The organism is Pelatocladus sp. BLCC-F211, assembly GCF_041928655.1.
Taxonomy (GTDB): domain Bacteria; phylum Cyanobacteriota; class Cyanobacteriia; order Cyanobacteriales; family Nostocaceae; genus Pelatocladus.
The window spans coordinates 1-16,391 of the sequence record NZ_JBHFLM010000141.1 but is presented as its reverse complement, the minus strand read 5'-3'; the positions used below and the strand labels follow the sequence as shown (position 1 = coordinate 16,391).

The window sequence follows — 16,391 nt, the reverse complement described above, 5'->3', positions numbered from 1 at the left end:
ATTCATGAGTACAAAAAATGACGATTTATGGCTAATAAAACCTAAAATTTCTCTTTTGGTTGCCGACGTAGACGGTACGCTGGTCACGAAAGAAAAAGTGCTTACCGAGCCTGCTCAAAATGCGGTATCTAAGTTGCGTGTGGCGGATATCACCTTTACAATCACAAGCGGGCGTCCGCCCCTCGGTATGAAAACACTCATCGACGATCTGGCCTTGACAGCACCCATTGCGGCTTTCAATGGTGCAATTTTTCTGCGACCAGATTTCTCAATTATTGAGCAAAATCTTCTGAGTGCGCCGATCGCCAAGCGCGTTGTCGAGATTATTGATTCCCATGGTCTAGACGTTTGGATCTACAGCGATCGCGACTGGTTTGTACGCGATCGCCACGCCCCCCACGTTGATCGCGAAGCATGGACGATCAAGTTCCCACCAACGGTAGTGCCAAGATTTGATCATTTACTTGAAAACGTAGCAAAGATTGTCGGTGTTAGCGACGATCTAGAGGCAGTAGCACGGTGTGAAGCTGAAACCCAGCGAGAATTTAGAGAACAGGTGTGTTGCGAAACTGGCGCAAGTTCAGATGGTGCAGAGCAAGTCTCTGCTGCTCGCTCGCAACCTTATTATCTGGACGTAACTCATCCACGTGCTAATAAAGGGTTTGTCATCGAGCGCCTCTCACAGATGTTGGCAATTCCTACTCAAGAGATTGCAACTATCGGGGATATGCCCAACGATGTGCCAATGTTCTCGAAAAGCGGTCTGAGCATCGCCATGGGTAATGCCAGTGTTGAGGTGCAGTGTGCCGCCAAACATGTGACGACCTCCAATGAAGATGAAGGCTTCGCCAACGCAGTAGAACGCTACATCTTAAATAGCCAGAGTTCAACTTACACCCCCAAAGAACTCTATCAGATGGGAGCAGAAACATAATGAACAAATCGGTACAAGAAATCCTGAACTGGTATGGTAGCGATAATCCAGGAACACTAACCAATTTGTCCCGACTGCTGAATCACGGCAAGCTTGGGGGTACTGGTAAACTGGTTATCCTGCCGGTAGATCAAGGTTTTGAGCATGGGCCAGCACGTAGTTTTGGCCCTAACCCACTTGCTTATGACCCTCACTATCACTTTGAGCTAGCGATCAAAGCTGGCTGTAATGCCTATGCTGCTCCCTTGGGTTTTTTGGAAGCAGGAGCGCGGGAATTTGCTGGCGAGATCCCCCTAATTCTCAAAGTCAACGACCATGATGTTCTGCTCGATGAGCAAGACCCTAAACAGGCTCTGACTGGCAGCGTGGCAGATGCACTGCGCTTGGGGTGTGTGGGCATTGGCTTTACTATCTACCCTGGCTCAACACATCGAATGGAAATGTATCAACAAATCCGCGCCTACGCCGAAGAAGCCAAGCGCTGTGGTTTGGTAGTGGTGATTTGGGCTTACGCTCGTGGGTCTGGTTTGAGCAAAAAGGGTGAAACTGCTATTGATGTCATCGGTTATTCTGCACAAATAGCTGCTCAACTCGGCGCACATATCATCAAGGTCAAATTGCCGACTGCACATATCGAGCAAGAGGCAGCACGCAAAGTCTACGAAAAAGAGCAAATTCCGATTGGGACACTGACTGAGCGAGTACGTCATGTAGTACAGTGTACTTTCAATGGCCGACGTATTGTTATCTTCTCTGGTGGTCCAACCGAAAGCGATGAAGTAATACTTGATGAAATCCGCTCTATCCACTATGGTGGCGGGTTTGGCTCGATTATCGGACGCAACTCCTTTCAGCGCTCCAAGTCTGATGCGTTGCAGCTGCTCAACGCCATCATAGAGATTTACAAAGAAGTTGCTTAATTTTTCACCTCTCAACAAAACTAAGGAGATCAAAATGACTAATGTATTAATAGTGTACGCAACAGACTACGGCAATACACAGAAGATGGCTGATGCGATCGCTTCAGGTGCGATGTCAGTTCCCGGAACTCAAGTTTCAATCAAGTTAGCAGAAGAAGCCACAACAGATGACTTAATCGCCACTGATGCACTTATTGTTGGAACACCTGTTCACATGGGAAGTCCAGATTGGCGGGTGAAAAAATTTATCGATACAGTGTGCGGCCGAGTTTGGATGAAAGATAGCATGATTGGCAAAGTTGGAGCAATATTTACTACCGGCGGTGGCTATGGAAATGCTGGAGGTGGGTGTGAACTCACCATGGTGGCTCTGCTAAATAACCTTGCTCAGATGGGGATGGTTATAGTGCCTCTTCCCAAAAATACCCCAGGCTACCATTTAGCAGGACTACAGTGGGGACCTTACGGACGATCAGCTGGTGAGAAGATGGAGCAAACCGGTGTGACCGAAGAGAGACTCGAAGTTGCAAGATACCACGGAGCAAATGTATCTAGAATCGCTTCTGTCCTTAAAGGTCAGGATTTGTTTGCCAAGCCAACTCCAGTTTCAGTTTAAATCGACAACAACGCAAGAAGATGTAACTGCAATAAACAATGTAGAGCGTTAAAGACTAACAGATAAAAGAAGGTTGTAGATTTGCATTAATACTCTGTCACGCCAACTTTGCATAGTTTGTAGTAAGGACTTTAGTCCTTTTTAAGCGCTGTACGCGTAGCGTTCCCATAAGGTAACGCTTACTACAAACAAGAATGAGCGAGTAATTTTGAGTTGGTGGAGTATTAGTGATTCCAATCTATAACCTTCTTTTACTGAGAATCTGAACAGATATCACCCTGTTTTAAAAGGAAATATAGAGATGAAGCTTGAAGGTAAAGTAGCTTTGGTAACTGGTAGCAGTCAAGGAATTGGTCAAGCTATTGCAGTGCGTCTTGCTCAAGAAGGCGCAGATATCGTGATCGACTACCGCAGCCATCGCCAAGGTGCTGAGGAAACTCTAACTAAAGTACAAGCCACAGGAAGCTCTGGCTTGATTATTCAGGCAGACTTAGGTGTAGTCAGCGAAGTCCATCAGTTGATTAAGTCGGGTATTCAACACTTCGGCAAGCTAGATATTTTAGTTAATAACGCTGGCATTGAAAAGAGCGCTGATTTTTGGTCAGTATCAGAAACAGATTATGATGCAGTGCTTAATGTCAACCTCAAAGGTGTGTTTTTTGCAACTCAAGCCTTTGTCCAGCACCTGATTGAGACTAAACGGACTGGAAAGATTATTAACATCAGTTCAGTGCATGAAGAACTCCCGTTCCCACATTTTACTTCTTATTGTGCTAGCAAAGGTGGCGTCAAAATGATGACACGTAACTTAGCGATTGAGTTGGGGCCTTTGGGAATCACAATCAACTCCGTTGCACCAGGAGCTATTGAGACCCCTATTAATACTAAGCTTTTGAATGACCCACAGAAGTTGGATGCCGTACTCAAGAACATTCCCTTGGGTCGCTTAGGTAAGCCACAAGATGTGGCTTCAGTGGTCGCTTTTCTAGCCTCTAATGATGCTGATTATGTGACAGGGGCAACTTTCTTTGTAGATGGCGGACTGCTCTGGAATTATCAGGAGCAGTAGTCAGTTTTAATTCTCTTTAGTGCAGAAGTAGGTAAAATAAGCAATTAAGTAAGTTGCTACAAATAAAGCTCCCAGATGATCTAAGTGCAGTAAATTCTAAAATCTAAAATCTAAAATCTAAAATCGAATGACTCAAGAAGAAGCAAGGTTGGCAGCCCAACGCGATCGCACGGCATACTGGAGGCGGTGGGGTCCTTATTTAAGTGAACGCCAGTGGGGAACAGTGCGAGAAGATTACAGCACCACTGGGGAAGCCTGGGACTACTTCACCCATGATCAAGCTCGCTCCCGTGCTTATCGATGGGGAGAAGATGGGATTGCTGGAATTTCGGATAATCATCAACGACTTTGTTTTGCGATCGCTCTTTGGAATGGTGAAGATACTATTCTTAAAGAGAGAATGTTTGGTTTAACTGGAACTGAAGGCAATCATGGGGAAGATGTCAAAGAATACTACTTCTATTTAGACAACACTCCCACACACTCTTACATGAAATGTCTTTATAAGTATCCCCAAGCCGCTTTCCCCTATGCCCAATTAGTCGAAGAAAATCGCCACAGAAGTCGCAATCACCCAGAATTTGAATTGCTCGACACAGGTGTATTTGCTGATGACCGCTACTTTGATGTAATTGTAGAATACGCGAAGAATTCACCTGAAGATATCTTAATTAAAGTTAGTATCACCAATAGAGGGCCAGAAGCAAAAACGCTGGATTTTTTGCCAACTCTCTGGTTTCGGAATACCTGGTCTTGGAACTCCAGTAAAGAAAAGCCAGCAAAACCTTTTCTAAAAGTTTTCAAATCTGACACTGACTTCAGCATCATAGAAGCTTCCCATCCAACGCTAGGAGATAGATGGCTGTACTGTGAGGGTACAACCCAATTACTTTTTACCGAAAATGAAACTAATCATGAAAGATTATTTGGCGTGAGTAATGCTTCTCCCTACGTCAAAGATGGAATTAACGACTATGTAGTACATGGTCAAAAAGAAGCTGTCAATCCCAATTTGATCGGCACTAAAACCTCAGCTGATTATAAATTGTCAATCGGTGCAGGCGAAACCAAAATAGTGCGATTGCGGTTGAGTGACATCTCTCCATCGCGTCCTTATCAAGAAGAAGGTGTAGAACCGTTCGGTAATGAGTTTGAGGAAATTTTTCAAAATCGGATCTCCCAAGCAGATGAATTTTATCACCGCATTTGTCCTTTCCAATTATCTGAAGATATGCGGAGCGTGCAACGACAGGCATTTGCTGGTATGTTGTGGAGTAAGCAGTTCTATTACTACGTAGTTGAGGAATGGCTTAAAGGCGATCCAGAAAATCCGTCACCACCACCCGAACGCAAGCGTGGCAGAAATCATGAGTGGATTCATCTATTTAACGATGACATTCTTTCTATGCCGGACAAGTGGGAATATCCCTGGTTTGCGGCTTGGGATTTGGCATTTCATTTGCTTCCATTGGCAATGATTGACCCAGATTTTGCCAAGTACCAATTGGATATATTGACGCGGGAATGGTACATGCACCCTAATGGTCAAATTCCGGCGTATGAATGGGCTTTTGGTGATGTCAACCCACCTGTTCACGCTTGGGCTGCCATGCGTATTTATCAGATAGAAAGAAAAATATATGGCCGCACTGATCAACAATTTTTGGAACGTGTGTTTCAAAAGTTGCTGCTCAACTTTACTTGGTGGGTAAATAGAAAGGATGTAGAAGGAAAGAATGTTTTTCAGGGTGGCTTCTTGGGATTAGATAATATCGGTGTTTTTGACAGAAGTGCTGAACTTCCTACAGGTGGACACATTAATCAAGCAGATGGCACTAGCTGGATGGGGATGTATTGTCTGAATATGCTGACGATCGCCCTAGAATTAGCAAAAGATAATTCAATCTATGAAGATATCGCCAGCAAGTTTTTTGAACATTTCCTATATATTGCTGATGCGATCGATGGCATTGGCAAGGAAGAAATCGCTTTATGGGATGAGGCTGATGGTTTTTACTACGATGCGCTGCATTTGCCCGACGGTCATCATTGTCGCATGAAGGTACGCTCAGTAGTAGGGTTATCTCCACTTTTTGCCGTTGCTACCTTGGAACCAGAAGATTTGCAGATGTTCCCAGGTTTTAAACGACGTCTGGAGTGGTTTATTCGCAATCGTCCTGATTTGAGCCGAAATGTTGCTTGTATGCAAACACCTGGTGTTGGTGCTAGAAGACTGCTAGCGATCGCCTATCAAGATAAACTCCGCCGCATACTGGAAAAAATGCTGGATGAGACAGAATTTTTAAGTCTCTATGGTATCCGTGCTGTTTCTAAATTTCATGCATCTCATCCTTACATCCTGGCAATAGATGGTCAAGAGTACCGGGTGGATTACGAACCTGCTGAGTCTAGCACGAGTTTATTTGGTGGCAATTCTAACTGGCGTGGGCCAATTTGGTTCCCCATAAATTATCTGATTATTGAATCTCTGCAAAAGTTCCACTATTACTTGGGCGACGATTTCAAAGTGGAGTGTCCGACTGGTTCTGGTCAAATGATGACGCTTTGGCAGGTAGCAGCTGAGTTATCTCAAAGGCTAATTCAGATTTTCTTGCCGGAAGCATCTGGTCGCCGACCTGCTTATGGCGGTACAGAAACGTTCCAAACAAATTCTCATTGGCGCAATCTGATTCTTTTCAATGAGTATTTTCATGGTGATAACGGTGCTGGAATTGGTGCCAGCCACCAAACCGGCTGGACGGGCTTAGTGGCAAAACTTATTCAGCAGTACGCAGAATATAGCGGAGATAGAACTTCCTAAAAATGTCAGTAAATTGTGCCTTAACTTAAAGAACTTTACTGGTAAAAATTGTCAAAGTGCATCATACTCTATAAACCTAATCATCCATCAGGATTTCAAATATGGCGAGACTGGCAAAAACAATTCAGGAACAAACAAGCTTGTTACCTGTAAAGCTCACTTTGCTATTGATCAGTACGCTTACCGTGATGGCGGGAGCAACGATTGCTCCCTCTCTACCAGCGATGCGGGAGTACTTTACAGCAGTTCCCAATGCAGACTACTTGGTAAGATTGGCGCTGACTCTCCCGGCTTTGTTTATTGCTCTGGGTGCTCCTTTTGTTGGGATTGCAATTGACCGACTAGGGCGTAAACCTTTGCTTCTATTCGCATTACTTCTTTACGGGATTGCAGGGAGTTCGGGATTTGTACTGAGCAATCTGGAATCAATTTTGGTCGGTCGAGCTTTCTTGGGTATTAGTGTTGCAGGAATTATGACAACAGCAACCACTTTAATTGCTGACTATTACAGTGGACCTGCACGAGCGCAATTCCTGGGTTTACAAGCAGGATTCATGGGTTTGGGAGGAGTCCTATTCCTTTCTGTAGGTGGCTTTCTAGCCGATGAGAATTGGCGATCGCCATTTTTGATTTACTTGATGGCATTAGTTTTTATACCTTTCACAGCAGTTTTTCTACCAGAACCACAACGGAACCAACCCAAAACAGCAAGCAATGCTACCAACACACCACAGCAATTTCCTACCAATCTTGTGGTGCTTACCTATGGTATTGCTCTAATTACACAGATAGTGTTCTACCTCATTCCCACCCAGTTGCCGTTTTATTTGAAGCAAATTGCTAATGCAAGCCCTTCCCAAAGTGGTTTGGCGATTGCTATATCAACCCTATTTTCAGCGATTAGCTCTATTCTCTATCGCCAATTCAAGGCTCGTTTAGGGTTTAATGCTATTTATGGTATTGCTTTTATTAATATTGCTCTTGGTTATGGATTGATCAGCTGGGCGATTAGCTATACTGTAGTACTGATCGGGTTAGCGATCGCGGGCTTAGGATTAGGGCTACTCATGCCTAATATGAATCTTTGCTTAACCTCTGTAACTCCTGATGCTTTTCGAGGCAGGGTTCTGAGCGGTATCACTACATTTTTCTTTCTAGGACAATTTCTATCACCTCTGCTGAGTCAACCTCTTAGTTATTCCGTAGGTCTTGGTGCAACATATGGTTTAGCTTCCGGGTTGATGCTCATCTTAACCGGAGTCGCTTTAGTTCTATTCTTGCGTTGGCGGTAGTATCGAGTATACCGCAATTCATATTCCTTGGGCAAGTGTTCTTTCTCTTTCAGTTCATCAATAGCAATTGGATAAGCAGTATTCTTTTTTTAGCCCTCTTGTCACTCCATTACGGCAAGAGCTTTCATGTTGCTGTAAATTCTTTTGTAAATGCTTATCAGTTAGCATTACAAATGTGTACAACAACCATTTAAAAGTATATTTTTTATCTAAAAGCTCTCCTGTTTTGTCAGACTTGCATTCTACGCTTTGCTTGTGTGCATATCAACTTTTTTAAAAGAAAGTCTGTGAAGTTGTGGCTAATAAAAATAATCAGGAACTTGCTGTTGTTAAAGGAGCTATTCCCAAAAGTCTCAAGCTTCAGTTCAAAGTTCTTTGCGTACAAAAAGAATTACAAATGAGTGCCGTGCTGGAAGATTTGATCAGACAATGGATACAAGCAGGAGCGCCTATTCCTGAATTTTATGATGATTTGCTTAACGAAGAATCTGAGGATATTAAGGGATATATTTCAAAATCTTTAAAACTTAGATTCAAAATTCTTTGCACGCACAAACGACTCAAAATACGTTTTGTTCTGTATGCACTCATCCAGGAATGGGTGGACACAGTTTTACGACAATGTGGATGTAAAACTTAAATGCTTTGTTAAAAGCATCGGTATTTAGTATCATAAATATTTTATTAATAAGCAATATTGTCTAAAACCCTGACGACATCGGGGTAAAAAACACAATTTCTAAGCTAGCGATTTTCTTTTAGAAGAACTGTGCTAATTTGTTGTATTCATAAAGCCCCTTCTATTAAGAAAATATTCAGCGCTCATGTTTCGTCCTTCAGACGGAACGCTCATTAATTTTTGGATTAAGCAAAATACTGTAAGGATTGCCAGAAAGTTGACCAATCAGGGTTAGGTATTGATATTAGTTAGATCGTAGATTCTTTACCCAACTCTTGGAAATTGAGTCGAGTTCCTAAGCAAAGTAGAATTCAACTGCCAGAAATGTACAACACTTATTGAATCATAACTTAACCTATATCCTTGTGATCCATGCAGTCATGAAAAAACTTATTCTGAATTAATTAGGATATGCGAATAGCTTTATCGATTGCACAGTACTCTTTATTAATTTATTGACTTTGATGTCGTAAATGACTATGTTGTTGACTCTTTCAAAATCATTTATACCATTATTCTCGCACAAGATAAATAGATAATATTGCGGAATTAAAATGGCTGTTTTCGCTACCTTTGCTGGCTGAAGATACGGAACTTAGTGCTTCTCGTCTTAATTTGGTAAAGTCCATACAAACTTATTAAACCTTTCTTTCAACAAAATAAAGTGCTTAGGTGAGTAAAGACTTTTTGTGTTACTATGTTACCATAATATTTAATGAAATATTTATACTTAATTAAAAAATATAGCAGACTCATCCATACATAGGAAGATAGTGACATGACTTGAAAGACGTAAACTACGAAGTTTATCCAAATAATAGGTATGTCCATATTTGGTGTTCCTCCAAATACAAACTAATTTTTGCGATTTTAGAATTATTCCTTTGGATGTATTGAAAACTAAGGGTTAGCAAGTAGAAATTAGCAATTTAGAGTAGTAAAAATTACATCTGAGCAGTAGGTAATTGTGATCAAACAGCCAAAGCAGAAGCGCAAACGCGGTCTGATCCTGACTCCAGAGGGATTGCAAAAGCTCCAATATGCCAAGCTTGCATCTGAGTCAAACGATAATTTCGGAAATAGGTACACTCTCGAAGACTTAAGTGAACGGATTGGAATAAACACTGCTACAATTTCCAAAGTTCTAGGTCGAGAAGGAGGGGTTGACAAACGGACACTTGAGCTTTTTTTTCAGGCTTTCAACATAGAACTTGATAAAACTTGCTATACAAACTCAGACCCATCCCAGCGCCAAGATTGGGGAGAAGCACTTTGTGTATCAGCTTTTTATGGACGTACAGAAGAAATTGCGACCTTAGAGCAATTAGTCCTTGAGGAACACTGTCGATTAGTGGCAGTATTAGGAATGGGGGGAATTGGTAAAACTGCCTTATCCGTAAAATTTGCAGAAAAGATTAAAGAACATTTTGAGTATGTGATTTGGCGATCGCTCCGAGAAGCTCCACCTGTGAACGCTATTCTGGCTAACTTGATTGGGTTTTTATCTGACGGTCAAGAAACGGAAGCCTTTTTACCAGAGACTGTAGGCGACAGAATATCACGGTTGATTGATTATCTGCGTCAGCAACGATGTTTGCTGATACTAGATAATATGGAGTCGATTCTATGCAGTGGTCGTCGAGCTGGAACTTATCAAGAAGGATACGAGGGGTATGGGGAGCTACTTAAACGGGTAGGAGAAATAGATCACCAAAGCTGCTTGATCGTGACAAGTAGAGAAAAACCTAAAGATGTTGTGTCACTAGAAGGGGAAGCATTACCTGTCCGCTCATTCGTGGTCAGAGGTCTACAATCGGTAGATGGCGAAGAAATTTTTAAAATCAAAGGAATATCTGCTTCCGAGTTAGAATTTAAAAAAATCATCGAACGTTATGCAGGTAATGTTTTAGCTTTGAAGGTAGTTGCTACAACCATTCAAGATTTATTTGATGGTAATATTGCAGAATTTTTGCAACAAGAAGCAGCCGTTTTTGGCGATATTAACGATCTCTTAGAGCAGCAATTTGAGCGTTTATCAAATTTAGAAATAGATATTATGTATTGGCTGGCAATTAATCGTGAGCCAGTTTCGCTATTAGAATTGCAAGAAGATATTGTTTCGTCAATCCCGTCAAAAAAAATACTAGAAGCACTAGAGTCTTTAGCACGACGATCTTTGATCGAGAAGGCTACACCTACGATTTTTGAGAAAAGTGCAGCCGTCTTCACACTACAACCTGTAGTTATGGAATATGTAACTAATCGATTGATAGATCAGGTTTGTGAAGAGATTGAAACTGGGAATATTGGCCTTTTCAGATGCCATGCTTTGATGAAGGCGACAGCGAAAGACTATGTGATAGAAAGTCAAATTCGTCTTATCCTTAAACCAGTAATTGATGGACTGCTCACTGTCTTTAGAAGCAAAAAAAACCTCGTAAATCAATTAACTCAAATTCTCGCAAAGCAGCGGGAAGAATCTCCGCTAGAACCAGCATATACGGCTGGTAACATTCTCAATTTGCTTTGTCAACTACAAGTAGATATAAGCAGCTATGATTTTTCTAATTTGAGTGTTTGGCAAGCGGACTTGCGGAATGTAAAATTACACGATGTGAATTTTCAAAATGCTAATTTAGCTAAGTCTGTTTTTACTGAAACTTTTGGTGGTGTGATATCAGTAGCCTTTAGTCCTGATGGCAAACTTTTGGCTTTGGGTGATACGAATGGGGAGATTCGCTTGTACCAAGTTTCGGATTGGAAACAACTTCTAATCTGTAAAGGTCATTCTAACTGGGTAACATCAATAGCCTTTAGTCCTGATGGCAAAACCCTTGCTAGCGGGAGTATTGACTCTACTGTAAAACTTTGGAATATCAGTACTGGTCAATGCCTGCAAGACTTACAAGGACATGATGATGAGGTTTGGTCAGTTACTTTTAGCTCGGATGGTGATACGCTAGCAAGTAGTAGTGATGACTACACAATAAAGTTATGGAGTATTCGCACAGGTCAATGTCTCAAAACATTTCAAGGACACACAAGTTGGGTATGTTCCGTTGCTTTTAGTCCGGATGGGCAAACGCTTTTTAGTGGCAGTGATGACCATACAGTTGGGATGTGGGATGTCAGTACTGGTCAATGCCTCAAAATGTTCCGAGGACACCGTGATGGAATACGAACAATAACTGTCAGTCCTGATGGTCAAATGCTGGCGAGTGGCAGTGAAGACTGGACGATAAAGTTATGGGATGTCAGTACTGGTCAATGCCTCAAAATGTTCCGAGGACATTCCAGTGAAATATATTCACTTACCTTCAACCCACAAGGTGATATTCTAGCCAGTGGCAGTTTTGATCAGACAGTAAGACTATGGAGTATTAACACTGGTGAATGTCTCAAAATGTTCTATGGACATTTCAGTTGGGTATATTCCGTTGTCTTTAGTCCACGAGGGGATCTAGTAGCTAGTGGCAGTTACGATCAGACGGTACGACTGTGGAGTGTTAGGACTGGTGAATGTCTGAAAAGTTTTCAGGGATATACTCATCAGGTACTTTCACTCGCCTTTAGTCCGGATGAGCAGACATTGGCAAGTGGCAGTCACGATTCTTTGGTGAGATTGTGGAATGTCGGTACAGGTCAATGCCTGAAAACGTTCCAAGGACATTGTGCTGCGATCCAGTCAGTAGCCTTTAGTCCTGACGGTCATATTTTAGCAAGTGGCAGTGAAGATCGAACGGTGAAGTTGTGGGATGTCAACACGGGCCAATGCCTCAAAATGTTCCAGGGACACCGTGCTGCGATTAGATCAGTAGCTTTTAGTCCTGACGGTCATATTTTAGCAAGTGGCAGTGAAGATCGAACGGTGAAGTTGTGGGATGTCAACACGGGTAAAGCTTTGAGAACTTGCCAGGGACATAGAAATCAGGTTTGGTCAGTTGCCTTTAGTTCTAAAGGGATGATGCTAGCAAGTAGCGCATTAGAAGAAACAATCAGGTTGTGGGATGTCAACACTGGTGAGTGCCTTAAGACCCTAGAGGGGCATACAAATTGGGTTTGGTCAATTGCTTTTAGTCCAGATGGTGATCTGTTGGCGAGTAGCAGTACAGATAGAACGTTAAGGTTATGGAGTATCAGCAATGGTGAATGTCTTAGACTTTTGCAGGTAGATACGGGGTGGTTACTTTCAGTTGCCTTTAGTCCAGACAACCAAATACTAGCGAGTAGTTGTCAAGATCATACAGTTCGATTGTGGGATGTTAGGACTGGTAAATGCTTCAAAGTCTTGGAAGGACATGAAGGGGGTTGGATCAGGTCAGTTACCTTTTGTCCGGATAATCAAACTTTGGCAAGCAGCGGTGAAGATGAGACAATTAGACTGTGGGATCTTACAATAGGTAAATGCTTAAAAATTTTGAAAGCAGAGAAACCCTATGAACGGATGAACATTATGGGAGTTATAGGTTTAACTACAGCAACTATTGCTGATCTGAAAGTTTTGGGGGCAATTGTTACAGAAAAACAGCCTCCGCAAGCAGCTATGTGAAACTGGTAGATGTTTCACTAACCTGAAGTTCCCCCATGTATTTGTACTAAAAAAGCTTGTAGGCTTTGCTGTACAATAAATCCAGGCTTTTAATTTCAACTGCTGTACCCATGTATAATATCGATTTAGTTGCATATCTGTGGTACACTAGAAGAGCGGGGTTTAATACCTCAAACTCGCTGAGTCGCAAAGCGATACGCTGCACCAACGCAAGCCCCTTTGACAATTTGTACCCACCAAAGCAGAACAAAAAATTTTTGAAAGCCGCTCTACGTAAGTATCAGTGCTTTTTGCTAAGGGGAACTTCAGGTTAAGGATTTTTTTTAGGAGAAATTGATCTGTAAAGACGCGAAATTTTGCGTCTTCACAAAGGATTGTGGGTTTATCTGAACCGTATTGCTTTATAAGCCGAATTACATAGTACTAAATTCGGTATCGCTTGGTAATCCTTGCGCGAACTCATTGGTCACGATACTTTTTAAATCATCAAGTTCAATGTCATTCAATACATCGAAACTGATCTCAAGGAGGTTGCTGGTCAGATCCTCCTCCAAAGACTGCTGTTCGATAGTTGCAGTCGTCATTCCATTAGGAAGGATCTTTGAAGAAACAGCTTCATTGGCGAAACCCGACCCTAGCGATACTAAAATCGAAAATGCAAAATCTAAGATGCGAAATAGCATTTTTATCTCCTTGTAGAATAAAAATTACAGTTAAGACTGTCAGAAAAAAGCTCTTCTTGCTTACCAAGTCATTGATTGAGCTTCTGAAAATCAGTTACACTCGTAGCAAGTATTCAACTCTAGCGGTTTCAATATACTCTGAAGCTCCTCGTCTGATATATACTCCTCTTTGGGTGGAGTAAAACGCAACAATGAAGTTTCATAACAAGCTCTCGCTACACGGTTACGTTCCTGATGAGTAAGCATTGCAACAACCTCTACTGTCTCCTCTACGTGCTTGACTTCAGCACCAACACCACTGTGTATCCGTAGCCACCGTGTGGCATGAGTACCAGACGGTAGCAAAGCCTCTACATTCTGGATGTACTCTTCCCCTATAAATGTCCCTAAGCGTTCGGCTGTATAGAAAAAACCAACACAAGCAATTGGATAGCTCGTCTGGACAGTTTGGATAAAGTAATCTATCAAAGCCTGTATAGGAGATGGAACAAGCGCTTTTACCACAGCCTCTGCGTCATATCCCATTGATTGAATATCAAGCAGAGCGAGTCGGTCGTGACCTGCTTCCTCTCTAGCTTTCTGTGCAGCCCACTGTGCTAAAATATTACGACCAGATGCAGCAAAGCGTCGAGCGGCTTCTTCCATCAGTCGTGTGGTATGGCGGCTGGAATGGTATGCACCTGCAAGTCGCCATACCCAACGTGTGCGGGTCAGGGCTGGTGGTCTGCGGTTCGACTTTACATGCTTCCAGGCTAATACTATTGCCCTATCTAAAAACTTCTGAGTTTGAGCTATGCTATCTGCACTAACCAAGTTTCCCGCATGGGGATCAGCGTCGGGAATAGGTTTGGTAATTGCAATATCTACCTTCTCAGGTGCAATCTGCGCTGATTTAATATCAGTTAAAAAAGGTGCAATAGGATTCATTGAAAACTTCATAATTTACTTCCATTGCTAATAAATTTGTTGCTCATAAGTTGATTACTCAACTCCACCTGTAGCTAGGCTGAGATAACTACCATCATGCATAGTCACATCAAACACCTCATACCTTGGGATCTGTGCGTTATTCCCAAAGATTTCTGTCTCAAATCCCAAAAGCGGCGTATCTTGTCAACTGTATGTTGTGTGTTCATAGCAACTTGGAAAGTAAAGTGGTCTTCGCTAATGTTTTGCTCCCAAATTCTATATGCAATTTATTCCTAGTGATTTGGCAAGCTAACTTTAAAGGGTTTGTAGTGAGGACTTTAGTCCTTTATGAGCGCTTAAGCGCTCACTACGAACACTGCAAAGTTGGTGTGGCGGACTACTAGCAACGCTGTACTTGGATATATGCATTTAAGATTTATTAGTCTATAAGTACCAAAGAACTTTTTTACTAAAGTCTATTAGTCTAAAAGTACCAAAGCACTTATTAAGAGTCGATTATTACTCATTAGGGTGTGTCACAACCCGTAAGAGTTTGCTAATAAATTCTTAAAGTTTTAGCCAATGCTCTCAAAACTGCATTTAGCCAATGCTCTCATGCATATTGGGTTCTAAAGTTTTGGTAGTAGAACCGATTTGGTATTATATCTGTCAGCGTTGTCTTTGTATCAAGGATTACTTTTAGCGATAATTCCTCATGGTACAAGCCCCTATGTTGATTCATGACACCAATCCAAAATCTAATATCTACAATCGGATGACTGGAGCAGGTACTATTAGTTCAACAGCTACTACCTTATTTAATTGTTTTGCTAACCGTTGATTGATACACGCATAACAGATGCTTCATAAGCTAACCAGAGTTAAAGTAAACTAACCAAAAAAGAAGGTAGCTAGGGAAATAGAATGAAAAACTGTGTTAAGTATTGTGTTTTTCATCTATTTATAACTAATATTACACTATTTTGCGTTTTGTTGCTTAATATTAATTAAATTTATATTCAGCAACTTTTCCGATTTTGACATCTACCATTTGTCAGAGATTCAGGTCATGTAGCATTGCTCAAGAAGCAATAGTACTGGAAATATTGCGGAAAATTGGATTAGAAATGCAATTTTCGAGCATTTTGACCAGAAGATACGTAATATTGATACGCATCGTTCGTTCTTGTTCCAGATTTTTTGTACAAGAGTTAACTCTTCAGATGAGTATCACTCCTGTCAAATCAATTTATATTTAGAATTACAAATTAAAAAAGTATTTTAATTTGTAAACTATCTTAGACTAGAGTAGATTCAAGTCACGGAAATGCAAATATAATGGGAGATAGAAAAAGTTTAGACAAGTGAGATGTATCTGGCTAGATAACTCATAGTGTCAAGTTGGAAGTTGTTGAAATCAAACCAAAGTGCTTTTAGAGATAGTTTGACAATAACTCTTGAATACATGGCAACTAACTTGGTTAATTTAGTTAGTTTGGACTTACTGTCATAAATGATTCTCTAAGAATCAATGAAAAATTGTCTAATTAAGATCGATAACTTAAGCACAAAGTTAGTGAACTATATCAGAAACTATATGTCTGGGTGTAGAGATTCAAGGGTTTAAGGGTATATGAGGATTAGTATTCTCATTCCCTATCTGTGCGATTGGTAACACGGGGTTCTAACTTGTCACAGATGCTGTACTCTCTATCTTCGAGTGAGATCAACACCAAACACTTACTGTAATTACTAAGCTCATTTTTACAGAGAATTGGTAAGCTGTTCCACACCTAATTTGCATAAAATGTAAACTGGATAAACTCGTGAAGCTACTACTATGCCTGCTCAAGGATACTTGAATCAATCACAGAAAGAAAGTTTACAGAAAGCTCTATCAGAAAGTAACAATCCACAAT

11 protein-coding genes are annotated in these 16,391 nt (G+C 41.4%); 9 read left to right on the top strand and 2 right to left on the bottom strand.

The genetic code is table 11. The annotated features are described in order from the left end of the window. Nucleotides 1-4: 4 nt before the first annotated feature. The 8 genes from ACE1AT_RS17205 (at nt 5) to ACE1AT_RS17170 (ending at nt 12,880) form a co-directional block, all read left to right on the top strand. On the top strand, nt 5-934 hold the full coding sequence (locus ACE1AT_RS17205; protein WP_374870434.1) for a Cof-type HAD-IIB family hydrolase: 930 nt from the start codon (nt 5-7) through the stop codon (nt 932-934). Then, nucleotides 934-1,854: a class I fructose-bisphosphate aldolase gene (locus ACE1AT_RS17200; RefSeq protein ID WP_374870432.1), complete on the top strand. Its 921-nt coding sequence runs from the start codon at nt 934-936 to the stop codon at nt 1,852-1,854. Before ACE1AT_RS17205 ends, ACE1AT_RS17200 begins: the two co-directional genes overlap by 1 nt. A gap of 34 nt (nt 1,855-1,888) precedes the next feature. Beyond that, nucleotides 1,889-2,470: a flavodoxin domain-containing protein gene (locus ACE1AT_RS17195; RefSeq protein ID WP_374870430.1), complete on the top strand. Its 582-nt coding sequence runs from the start codon at nt 1,889-1,891 to the stop codon at nt 2,468-2,470. A 301-nt stretch (nt 2,471-2,771) separates the two neighbouring features. Continuing rightward, nucleotides 2,772-3,539 carry a glucose 1-dehydrogenase gene (locus ACE1AT_RS17190; RefSeq protein WP_374870428.1) on the top strand — a complete coding sequence of 256 codons (768 nt, stop codon included), beginning with the start codon at nt 2,772-2,774 and terminating at the stop codon, nt 3,537-3,539. A gap of 127 nt (nt 3,540-3,666) precedes the next feature. Next, on the top strand, nt 3,667-6,360 hold the full coding sequence (locus ACE1AT_RS17185) for a glucosidase (RefSeq protein ID WP_374870426.1): 2,694 nt from the start codon (nt 3,667-3,669) through the stop codon (nt 6,358-6,360). A 101-nt stretch (nt 6,361-6,461) separates the two neighbouring features. Next, the gene (locus tag ACE1AT_RS17180; protein ID WP_374870424.1) at nt 6,462-7,652 is read left to right on the top strand and encodes an MFS transporter; all 1,191 of its coding nucleotides are present in this window, start codon (nt 6,462-6,464) and stop codon (nt 7,650-7,652) included. A gap of 295 nt (nt 7,653-7,947) precedes the next feature. Then, nucleotides 7,948-8,292 (top strand): hypothetical protein, encoded by a 345-nt coding sequence (locus ACE1AT_RS17175; protein ID WP_374870422.1) that lies wholly within the window; start codon nt 7,948-7,950, stop codon nt 8,290-8,292. Nucleotides 8,293-9,298: 1,006 nt separating this feature from the next. Then, nucleotides 9,299-12,880, top strand: coding sequence for an NB-ARC domain-containing protein (locus tag ACE1AT_RS17170; RefSeq protein ID WP_374870420.1), 3,582 nt, complete (start codon nt 9,299-9,301; stop codon nt 12,878-12,880). Nucleotides 12,881-13,293: 413 nt separating this feature from the next. Here the strand turns inward: ACE1AT_RS17170 and ACE1AT_RS17165 are convergent, their stop codons facing one another. Next, nucleotides 13,294-13,563, bottom strand: a complete 270-nt coding sequence (locus ACE1AT_RS17165) for a hypothetical protein (protein WP_374870418.1) — start codon at nt 13,561-13,563, stop codon at nt 13,294-13,296. A gap of 90 nt (nt 13,564-13,653) precedes the next feature. Continuing rightward, nucleotides 13,654-14,502, bottom strand: a complete 849-nt coding sequence (locus tag ACE1AT_RS17160; protein ID WP_374870416.1) for a hypothetical protein — start codon at nt 14,500-14,502, stop codon at nt 13,654-13,656. 685 nt (nt 14,503-15,187) lie between these two features. Between ACE1AT_RS17160 and ACE1AT_RS17155 the strand changes: the two genes are divergently transcribed. Next, nucleotides 15,188-15,313 (top strand): hypothetical protein, encoded by a 126-nt coding sequence (locus ACE1AT_RS17155; RefSeq protein WP_374870414.1) that lies wholly within the window; start codon nt 15,188-15,190, stop codon nt 15,311-15,313. The last annotated feature ends 1,078 nt before the right edge of the window (nt 15,314-16,391 follow it).

Bases quoted from the DNA above. Each gene is read 5' to 3' on its own strand.
- ACE1AT_RS17160 (WP_374870416.1), bottom strand. From the start codon at position 14,502: ATGAAGTTTTCAATGAATCCTATTGCACCTTTTTTAACTGATATTAAA.
- ACE1AT_RS17205 (WP_374870434.1), top strand. From the start codon at position 5: ATGAGTACAAAAAATGACGATTTATGGCTAATAAAACCTAAAATTTCT.
- ACE1AT_RS17200 (WP_374870432.1), top strand. From the start codon at position 934: ATGAACAAATCGGTACAAGAAATCCTGAACTGGTATGGTAGCGATAAT.
- ACE1AT_RS17180 (WP_374870424.1), top strand. From the start codon at position 6,462: ATGGCGAGACTGGCAAAAACAATTCAGGAACAAACAAGCTTGTTACCT.
- ACE1AT_RS17165 (WP_374870418.1), bottom strand. From the start codon at position 13,563: ATGCTATTTCGCATCTTAGATTTTGCATTTTCGATTTTAGTATCGCTA.
- ACE1AT_RS17190 (WP_374870428.1), top strand. From the start codon at position 2,772: ATGAAGCTTGAAGGTAAAGTAGCTTTGGTAACTGGTAGCAGTCAAGGA.
- ACE1AT_RS17185 (WP_374870426.1), top strand. From the start codon at position 3,667: ATGACTCAAGAAGAAGCAAGGTTGGCAGCCCAACGCGATCGCACGGCA.
- ACE1AT_RS17195 (WP_374870430.1), top strand. From the start codon at position 1,889: ATGACTAATGTATTAATAGTGTACGCAACAGACTACGGCAATACACAG.
- ACE1AT_RS17155 (WP_374870414.1), top strand. From the start codon at position 15,188: ATGGTACAAGCCCCTATGTTGATTCATGACACCAATCCAAAATCTAAT.